Origin of the sequence: Immundisolibacter sp., assembly GCF_041601295.1 — a bacterium.
GTDB lineage: Bacteria > Pseudomonadota > Gammaproteobacteria > Immundisolibacterales > Immundisolibacteraceae > Immundisolibacter.
Genome location: NZ_JBFIII010000109.1, coordinates 1 through 8,225 on the forward strand (window position 1 = coordinate 1; position 8,225 = coordinate 8,225).

The window sequence follows — 8,225 nt, forward strand, 5'->3', positions numbered from 1 at the left end:
TAAAACGCCGCAGCAGATGGCGCGGCTGGGCACGCCGCCACGGCAGGCTCGGCGCGATGCCCATCAGCAACACCAGCAGCAACAACTGCGGCACCACCACGGAGTTGAAATACGGCGCGGCGACGGTGATTTTCTGCTCCGCCGTCACGTCCAGAAACAGTGGGTACAAAGTGCCCAGAAACACGCAGGCGCCGGCCACGGTAAACAGCACGTTGTTGGCCAGCAGCATGGTCTCGCGCGACAGCCAGGCGCTCGGCCGCGGGCTGGCCTGCGCCTCCCCGCCGCGCCACAAAAAGATGCTGAATGCACCGCCGACCACCAGCGCCAGGAAGGCCAGAATGTAAGCGCCACGTCCCGGATCGACGGCAAACGCATGCACCGACGACAGCACGCCCGAACGCACCAGGAACGTCCCGAGCAGCGACAGCGAAAAAGTCAGGATGGCCAGAAACAGATTCCAGCTGTGCAGGATGCGCCGCTGCTCCTGCACCATCAGCGAGTGCACCAGCGCCGCGCCGGTAAGCCAGGGCATGAACGAGGCGTTCTCGACCGGATCCCAGGCCCAGTAGCCGCCCCAGCCCAGCTCGTAATAAGCCCAGGCACCCCCCAGCACAATGCCGAGGGTCAGAAAACCAAACGCCGCCAGCGCCCAGCGGCGCACCACCGGCAGCCAGTCCTCGGCCGGCCAGCGGGTGAGCAGCGCCGTCAGCACCAGCGCGAACGGGATCGAAAAACCCACGTAACCCATGTAGAGCATCGGCGGGTGGATGGCCATGCCCGGGTCCTGCAGCAGCGGGTTCAGGTCGCGCCCGTTGCCGGGCACCGGCAGCAAGCGCGCGAACGGGTTGGACAAGAACAGAATCAACCCGAGGAAACCCACGCTCAGCGCCCCTTGCACGGCCAAGGCCACCGCCAGGCGGTCGGGGAACGCCCGCCGGCCGTGCCAGGCCAGCGCGGCCGTCCACGACACCATGACCACGTACCACAGGTACAGCGAACCCTCGTGCCCGCCCCACACGGCGCTGATCTTGTAGATCAGTGGCAGGGCGCTGTTGGAGTTCTGCGCCACATACCAGACCGAGAAGTTGTCGGTCACGAAGGCATGCGTCAGCGCCGTCCAGCCAACCAGCGCCAGCAGCAGCTGCAACCAGGCGCCGCGCACGGCGATGCTGGCCAGCCGTGGTCGGCGCAGGGCGCGTGCCAGCATCGGCGCCAGCATCTGCAACAGCGCCACCGGCAACGCCAGCATGACAGCGAAGTGTCCGATCTCGATCAGTTGGTGGCTGGGCGTAATCAAGGAGTATCCACATCCCGCCGCGACGGCGGGAAAGACAATGCGACAATGTGAGCACAGTGCGTGTCAGGGCTCGCCTGCAATGGCGCGCAGTGTAATGCCGCCACCTGACCACGCCAATTGAGCACCCTCCCGCCCCAGTAAACAACCGGTCCCAGTGGTCTGAATGCTCGAACTGCGCGACTTGGCCGCGGTACGCTCGAACAGCCTGCTGTTCCGCGGCCTTAACCTGCTGCTGCACGCTGGCGAAGGCCTGCGCGTGGCCGGCCCCAATGGCGCTGGCAAGACCACGCTGCTGCGGGTGATCTGCGGGCTGACCGAGCCGGCCCGCGGCGCGGTGTGTTGGGACGGCACGCCAATCCGTGACCTGGGCGACGACTACCGCGCGCGGCTGGCGTTTCTCGGTCATCAGGAAGGCCAGTTCGGGGACCTGACGGCGGCCGAGAACCTGCGCCTCGCCGGTCACCCGGTAACCGACCCCGACGTAGCGGCCATCCTGGCACAGGTCGGCCTGAGCCCGCTGGCCGACCAACCGGCGCGTCTGCTCTCGCAGGGCCAACGACGCCGCCTGGGGCTGGGCCGGTTGCTGCTGCAATCCGCACCGCTGTGGATTCTGGACGAGCCACTGACCGGCCTTGACCGTCAGGGCGTGGAACTGACCGCTCATCTACTGGCCCAGCACCTGGCCGAAGGCGGTCTTGCCGTACTGACCACGCATCAGGAACTGCCGGGCCTGGAGGGCGTATTACGGCACCTGGACCTGGGCGGCTGAGGCATGATCGGACAGGTATTTCGCCGCGAACTGCTGCTCGCCTGGCGCCGGCCGGGCGACACCTTGTTGCCGCTGTCGTTCTTCGTCATCGTCGGCAGCCTGTTTCCGCTCGGCGTGGGTGCTGAACCTCAACTGCTGCACGCCATCGGGCCGGGCGTGGTGTGGATCGCCGCGGTACTGGCGACCTTGCTGGGCTTGCCACGCCTGTTCGCCGCCGACCAACAATCCGGCGCGCTCGAACAACTGTTGCTCAGCCCGGCGCCACTGACCCTGCTGGTGGCCATCAAGGTCCTGGCTCAGTGGCTCACCTGCGGCCTGCCGCTGGCGCTGGCCGCGCCGCTGCTGGCGCTGGGCTTCGGGTTAAACTTCGGCGAACTTGGCATCCTGCTGGCGGGCCTGCTTCTGGGTACGCCCGTGCTGTACCTGCTGGGTGCCATCAGCGCCGCGTTGACGCTCGGCTTGCGCGGCGGTGGCGCCCTGCTCGGCCTGCTGGTATTGCCCCTTTACGTGCCGGTACTGATCTTTGGCAGCGGCGCGGTGCAGGCAGCGGCGCAAGGCTTCGGCCCCGGCGCCAACCTGTCGCTGCTGGCCGCCATGCTGGCCCTGGCGCTGGTATTCGCGCCCTGGGCCACGGCCGCCGCCCTGCGCATCTCACTGGACTGAGCCTGTGAAAACCTCACCCGCCTGCCGCCACCGTCGCCGAACGCCCACCGCGGTGCCGGCCTCTTACCGGTTTTAAGCTATGTTCGGCCCCACCCTCGATCGCCTGGCGGTACCCAAGTTCTTCTACCCATTCGCCGGGCGCTTGCTGCCGTGGCTGGGATGGCTGGCAGCCGGCCTGCTCGGGCTCGGTGCCTGGTGGGGCCTGGCGGTGGCGCCGGCCGATTACCAGCAGGGCGACAGCTACCGCATCATGTTCATCCACGTCCCGGCCGCCTGGCTGTCGATGTTCACTTATATGGTCATGGCCGGCGGCGCGTTCGTGTTCCTGGTCTGGCGCATGAAGCTGGCCGACATGCTGGCCAAGTGCTGCGCGCCGCTGGGTGCGTCGTTCACGCTGCTCACGCTGGTCACCGGCTCGCTGTGGGGCAAGCCGATGTGGGGCACCTGGTGGGCCTGGGATGCGCGTTTGACGTCCGAGCTGGTGCTGCTGTTCCTGTATCTGGGTCTGATCGCGCTGCGCGGCGCCATCGACGAGCCGCAGCGCGCCGGCCGGGCCACTGCCCTGCTGGCCCTGGTCGGCGTGGTCAATATCCCGATCATTCATTTCTCGGTCGAGTGGTGGAACACGCTGCACCAGCCGGCCTCGCTGACCCGCATGGACGGGCCAGCCATCCATCCGGCCATGCTGACACCGCTGCTGCTGATGATCGGCGGCTTCATGGTGTACTTCGTGGCGGTACTGCTGCAGCGCCTGCGCTGCGAAATCCTGGAGCGCGAACAGCAGGCGCGCTGGCTGACGGAGCTGGACGCACCATGAGCGAATTCCTGGCCATGGGCGGCTATGCGGTTTATGTGTGGCCGTGCTACGCGCTGGCTGCACTGGTGCTGGGTCTGAACGCCTGGCTGCCGTGGCGTCGTCACCGCCGCTTGCTGCGCGCCCGTCAGAACCGCAACCAAACATGAAAACCCGTCACAAACGCCTGACCTTCATCTCGCTGGCCGTGGTTGCGCTGGTGGCCGCCGTGCTGCTGGTGATGAATGCATTTCGCGACAACCTGGTGTTCTTTTTCAGCCCGACCGAGGTCGCCGCCGGCAAGGCACCGGCCAATGGCACCTTTCGCATGGGTGGGCTGGTGACCGCCGGTTCAATACAGAAAGGCCCAGCCCCGCTGGAGCTGCGCTTCACCGTCACGGACCTGAGCACGGAAATGCGCGTGCACTATGTCGGGTCGCTGCCGGACCTGTTCCGCGAAGGCCAGGGCGTGGTCGCCGAGGGCCGGCTCGGCCCCGACGGTCAGTTCCAGGCCAAGACCATCCTGGCCAAGCACGACGAGAACTACATGCCGCCGGAGGTTGCCCAGGCGCTGAAAAAATCCGGCGCCGCCCATCCGGGGCCAAAACCGTGACGGCGTTCGCGCCGGGTGTGCTGCCACCCGAATGGGCACCGCAGGCCGCCGTACTGCTGACCTGGCCACACGCCCACTCGGACTGGGCTGACACCCTGCACACGACGGAGACGGAATTCGTCGGCTTTGCCGCCGCCATCGCCCAGCGCGAGCCGCTGATCGTCGCCTGCCACGACGAAGACCACCGTCGCCATGTCGCCGATCGCCTGGCCCATGCCGACGCCCCACCGGCGCGCCTGACGCTGGCGATTGCGCCCTCCAACGACGTCTGGGTACGCGATCACGGTCCACTGACCGTGCTGCGCGGCAGGCAACGGGTGGCGCTCGACTTTGGCTTCAACGGCTGGGGCGACAAGTACCGCGCCGAGCTCGACGATGCCGTGACCCGCACGCTGGCCGACCAGGACGCGCTGGGCGATATCGAGATCGAATCCCTGCCGTGGGTGCTGGAAGGCGGCAACCTCGAAGTCGACGGCGAAGGCACCCTGCTCGCCACCCGGCCCTGCCTGATGAGCGAAACGCGCAACGACCCGGCCGCCGCGCAGGCGCTGCTGGCAGCCCTGCCCACGCTGCTGGGCGTGCAACGCCTGCTGTGGGTGGCTCGCGGCGACGTGCTGGGCGACGACACCGACGGCCACATCGACACTCTGGCCCGGTTCTGCGATGCGCACACCCTGGCCTACACCTGCGCCGATCCAGCCGACCGCGAACAGCACGCAGCGCTGGATGGCCTGGAAGAACAGCTAAAGGCCCTACGCCAGGCGGATGGCCGCCCCTATCAGCTGGTGCCGCTGCCGGTACCGGCGCCGCTGCATGACGACGACGGCCGTCGCCTGCCTGCCAACTACGCCAACTTCCTCATCATCAACGGCGCCGTGCTGGTGCCGACTTACGACGACCCCCACGACGCACTGGCCCTGGATCGTCTGGCAGGCTGCTTTGCGGGCCGTACCGTGGTGCCGGTGCCGGCGCGCGCCATCGTCGGCCAGAACGGCAGCCTGCACTGCGCCAGCATGCAGATTCCAGCCGCGCCATGAGCGCCCGCACGCTTACCGTCGCCTGCGTGCAGCACGCCTGCGGCACCGATGCGCAAGCCAATTTCGCGACCAGCGCGGCGGGCGTGCGACAAGCCGCCGCGGCCGGTGCGCAACTGATACTGCTGCAGGAACTGCACCAGTCCGTTTACTTCTGTCAGGTGGAAGACCCGGCCCTGTGCGATCTGGCCGAGCCCATCCCCGGCCCCGGCAGCGAGCGGCTCGGTGCGTTGGCCCTGGAGCTGGACGTCGTTATCGTCGGCTCGCTGTTCGAGCGACGCCTGGCCGGCGTGTATCACAACACCGCTGTGGTGCTGGAACGCGACGGCACGCTGGCCGGCCGCTATCGCAAGATGCACATTCCGGACGATCCTGGCTATTTCGAGAAGTTCTACTTCACTCCCGGCGACGGCCCGTTCGCGCCCATCGACACCTCGCTCGGCCGCCTGGGAGTGCTGGTGTGCTGGGACCAGTGGTACCCGGAGGCGGCGCGCCTGATGGCGCTGGCCGGCGCCGACCTGCTGCTGTACCCCACCGCCATTGGTTGGGATCCGACTGACCCCCCCGACGAACAGGCGCGGCAACGCGAGGCCTGGATCACCGTCCAGCGTTCGCACGCCATCGCCAACGGCCTGCCGCTGCTGACCTGTAACCGCGTCGGGGTCGAGCGCATGCCGGGCGGCCCGCCCGCCGGCAGCGCGTTCTGGGGCAACAGCTTCATCGCCGGCCCGCAGGGCGAAATACTGGCCCAGGCGCCCGGCGACGGCCCGGCGGTGCTCAGCGTCACGCTTGATCTGACACACGCCGAACAGGTGCGGCGCATGTGGCCATTCCTGCGCGACCGGCGCATCGATGCCTACCAGGACCTAAGCCGCCGGGTTCGGGACTGAACCGTCGCCGCGACCGCCCACCAAGACCCAGCAGGAGTATTGCCATGGCAAGTTTTCATCCACCCATACGCACATTGATGGGGCCGGGCCCGTCGGACGTTCACCCCCGCGTGCTGGCGGCGTTGGCACGGCCCACCATCGGGCATCTCGATCCGGCCTTCGTCGGCCTGATGGACGACATCAAAGCGCTGCTGCGGCAAGCCTTTCGCACCGAAAACGAGGTCACGTTTCCGATTTCGGCGCCCGGCTCGGTGGGCATGGAGGCCTGTTTCGTGAACCTGGTGGAGCCCGGCGACACGGTGATCGTGTGCCGCAACGGCGTGTTTGGCGGACGCATGAAGGAAAACGTCGAGCGCACCGGCGGCATTGCCGTGATGGTGGACGACCCGTGGACGCGGGCGGTTGACCCGCAGCGCCTGGAAGACGCACTCAAGGCCAACCCGCAGGCAAAACTGGTCGCCTTCGTGATGGCCGAGACTTCCACCGGCGCCCTGTCGGATGCCAAAACGCTGGTGGACCTGGCACACCGCCACAACTGCCTGGCTATTGTCGATGCCGTCACGGCGCTGGGTGGAGTGCCGCTTGAGGTGGATGCCTGGGGCATCGACGCCATCTACAGCGGCACCCAGAAGTGCCTGTCCTGCCCGCCGGGGCTGGCGCCGGTCAGCTTCAACGAGCGTGCGCTCGACAAAATCCGCGCCCGCAGCACGCCGGTACAAAGCTGGTTCCTGGACCTGAACCTGGTGCTCGGCTACTGGTCCGGCGCCGCCCGCCGCAGCTACCACCACACCGCGCCCATCAACGCCCTGTACGGTCTGCACGAAGCGCTGCTGATGCTGCACGAGGAAGGTTTGGAGGCCGCCTGGGCGCGCCATGCCCTGCACCATCAGGCGCTGCGCGCCGGGCTGGAGGCGATGGGCCTGCCGCTGCTGGGCGCGGACGGCGAACGCCTGCCGCAACTGAACATGGTCGGCATTCCGGACGGCGTGGACGATGCCGCCGCGCGCCAGGTCTTGCTGGCCGACTTTGGCCTTGAAATCGGCGCCGGCCTCGGCGATCTCGCCGGCAAGGCCTGGCGCATCGGTCTCATGGGCCAGTCCGCCAGCCGCCGCCATGTGGTGTTGTGCCTGACCGCCCTCGGCGGGGCACTCGCCGCGCAGGGCCGGACGGTCGATGTCGGCAAGGCGCTGGCTGCGGCGCAGGCGGTTTATCGCGGTTAAGGGGACGGTCGACGGACCCACGCTGATCAGGCCCAACCTAGACAGCACGAGCCTTGTTCGCCGCTGTCGGCGTCGACCCACTCTTGCCGAAGACAAACGCCATGCTGTCGCAGCAGAAGGCAAAGGGCGTTCGCTATGCGAGCCGACTTCGGTTGCCATAAACCAGGCACCGGCTGATGCAGGGCCAGATTATGCGCCGACCCGTCAACTAGGGAAGCGCTGAATAAATCCATCCTGGATTTCTCAGCGCCCGCCATCGGAAAAACGTGGCTTTCCGATGGCTCACAAAATCAGTGGCTTACAGCCACAGATTTTGGCAGCGCATCCCTGCGCTGCGGGAAACACTGAATACTTCAGCGTCTCCCTAGGTAGATACCAGATCGCGGCTAGTTCACGCCACGCCTCGTAAATCCGTAGCGCTGGTTGGCGCGCGGAAGCGGGCCGCGCACTGTGGCATCCTTACGGCTGGCATTCCCGCTTGGAGGTGATATGTCCATCCCCGTTCATGAGCTTGAGGCTGAAATACTAGGTTTGCCACCTGAGGAGAGGGCGCGGCTGCTTGAGCGTCTGATCGAAAGCTTTGAGCCTGAATCCCGGGTACGAGATGCGTGGATTGCGCTGTCCCTCCTGCGTGAAGGGGAGGTCAAGTCCGGCAAGGTTGCTCTGGTGCCCGGCCCCGAAGCGGTAGCTCGCGTCCGCGCACGGATTGCGTGAGCTACTGGCTGCACCCGGAAGCCGAGGCTGAACTTGGCGACGCTGCCGTCTATTACGCGGAGCATGCGAGCAAAGCTATCGCGGCTGCCTTTGTCGTTGAGTTTGAGCGTGTCCTTGCCTTACTGGTCGCCAGCCAATATCTCGGCACCTCAGCCGACGAAGGGCTTCGCACGTATCCGATCAAGCGGTTCCCGTACTCGTTGGTCTACCGAGAAGACTCTGCTGGTCCGCA

Annotated in this window: 11 protein-coding genes; 10 read left to right on the forward strand and 1 reads right to left on the reverse strand. The window is 67.0% G+C overall.

Annotation, left to right across the window (positions count from 1 at the left end):
• The coding region (locus tag ABZF37_RS12390) for a heme lyase CcmF/NrfE family subunit (RefSeq protein ID WP_372720358.1) at positions 1-1,297 on the reverse strand (1,297 nt) is incomplete at its 3' end.
• A 163-nt stretch (positions 1,298-1,460) separates the two neighbouring features.
• Between ABZF37_RS12390 and ccmA the strand changes: the two genes are divergently transcribed.
• The 10 genes from ccmA to ABZF37_RS12440 form a co-directional block, all read left to right on the forward strand.
• The gene (gene ccmA / locus ABZF37_RS12395) at positions 1,461-2,066 is read left to right on the forward strand and encodes a cytochrome c biogenesis heme-transporting ATPase CcmA (protein WP_372720360.1); all 606 of its coding nucleotides are present in this window, start codon (positions 1,461-1,463) and stop codon (positions 2,064-2,066) included.
• A 3-nt stretch (positions 2,067-2,069) separates the two neighbouring features.
• Entirely contained in the window at positions 2,070-2,729 is a 660-nt protein-coding gene (gene ccmB / locus ABZF37_RS12400) for a heme exporter protein CcmB (protein ID WP_372720362.1), read from the forward strand.
• Between the two features lie 79 nt (positions 2,730-2,808).
• On the forward strand, positions 2,809-3,546 hold the full coding sequence (locus ABZF37_RS12405; RefSeq protein ID WP_372720364.1) for a heme ABC transporter permease: 738 nt from the start codon (positions 2,809-2,811) through the stop codon (positions 3,544-3,546).
• Entirely contained in the window at positions 3,543-3,692 is a 150-nt protein-coding gene (gene ccmD, locus ABZF37_RS12410; RefSeq protein ID WP_372720366.1) for a heme exporter protein CcmD, read from the forward strand. The genes ABZF37_RS12405 and ccmD overlap by 4 nt, the downstream gene beginning before the upstream one ends.
• Complete coding sequence (gene ccmE / locus ABZF37_RS12415; RefSeq protein WP_372720368.1) at positions 3,689-4,135, forward strand: cytochrome c maturation protein CcmE; 447 nt, start codon at positions 3,689-3,691, stop codon at positions 4,133-4,135. The genes ccmD and ccmE overlap by 4 nt, the downstream gene beginning before the upstream one ends.
• Positions 4,132-5,172, forward strand: a complete 1,041-nt coding sequence (locus ABZF37_RS12420) for an agmatine/peptidylarginine deiminase (RefSeq protein ID WP_372720370.1) — start codon at positions 4,132-4,134, stop codon at positions 5,170-5,172. Before ccmE ends, ABZF37_RS12420 begins: the two co-directional genes overlap by 4 nt.
• Positions 5,169-6,059 (forward strand): carbon-nitrogen hydrolase, encoded by an 891-nt coding sequence (locus ABZF37_RS12425; RefSeq protein WP_372720372.1) that lies wholly within the window; start codon positions 5,169-5,171, stop codon positions 6,057-6,059. Before ABZF37_RS12420 ends, ABZF37_RS12425 begins: the two co-directional genes overlap by 4 nt.
• A 38-nt stretch (positions 6,060-6,097) precedes the next feature.
• On the forward strand, positions 6,098-7,279 hold the full coding sequence (locus tag ABZF37_RS12430) for an alanine--glyoxylate aminotransferase family protein (RefSeq protein ID WP_372720377.1): 1,182 nt from the start codon (positions 6,098-6,100) through the stop codon (positions 7,277-7,279).
• Between the two features lie 489 nt (positions 7,280-7,768).
• The gene (locus ABZF37_RS12435; RefSeq protein ID WP_372720373.1) at positions 7,769-7,993 is read left to right on the forward strand and encodes an addiction module protein; all 225 of its coding nucleotides are present in this window, start codon (positions 7,769-7,771) and stop codon (positions 7,991-7,993) included.
• A partial coding sequence (locus tag ABZF37_RS12440) for a type II toxin-antitoxin system RelE/ParE family toxin (protein ID WP_372720375.1) occupies positions 7,990-8,225 on the forward strand: 236 nt, incomplete at its 3' end. The genes ABZF37_RS12435 and ABZF37_RS12440, both read left to right, overlap by 4 nt.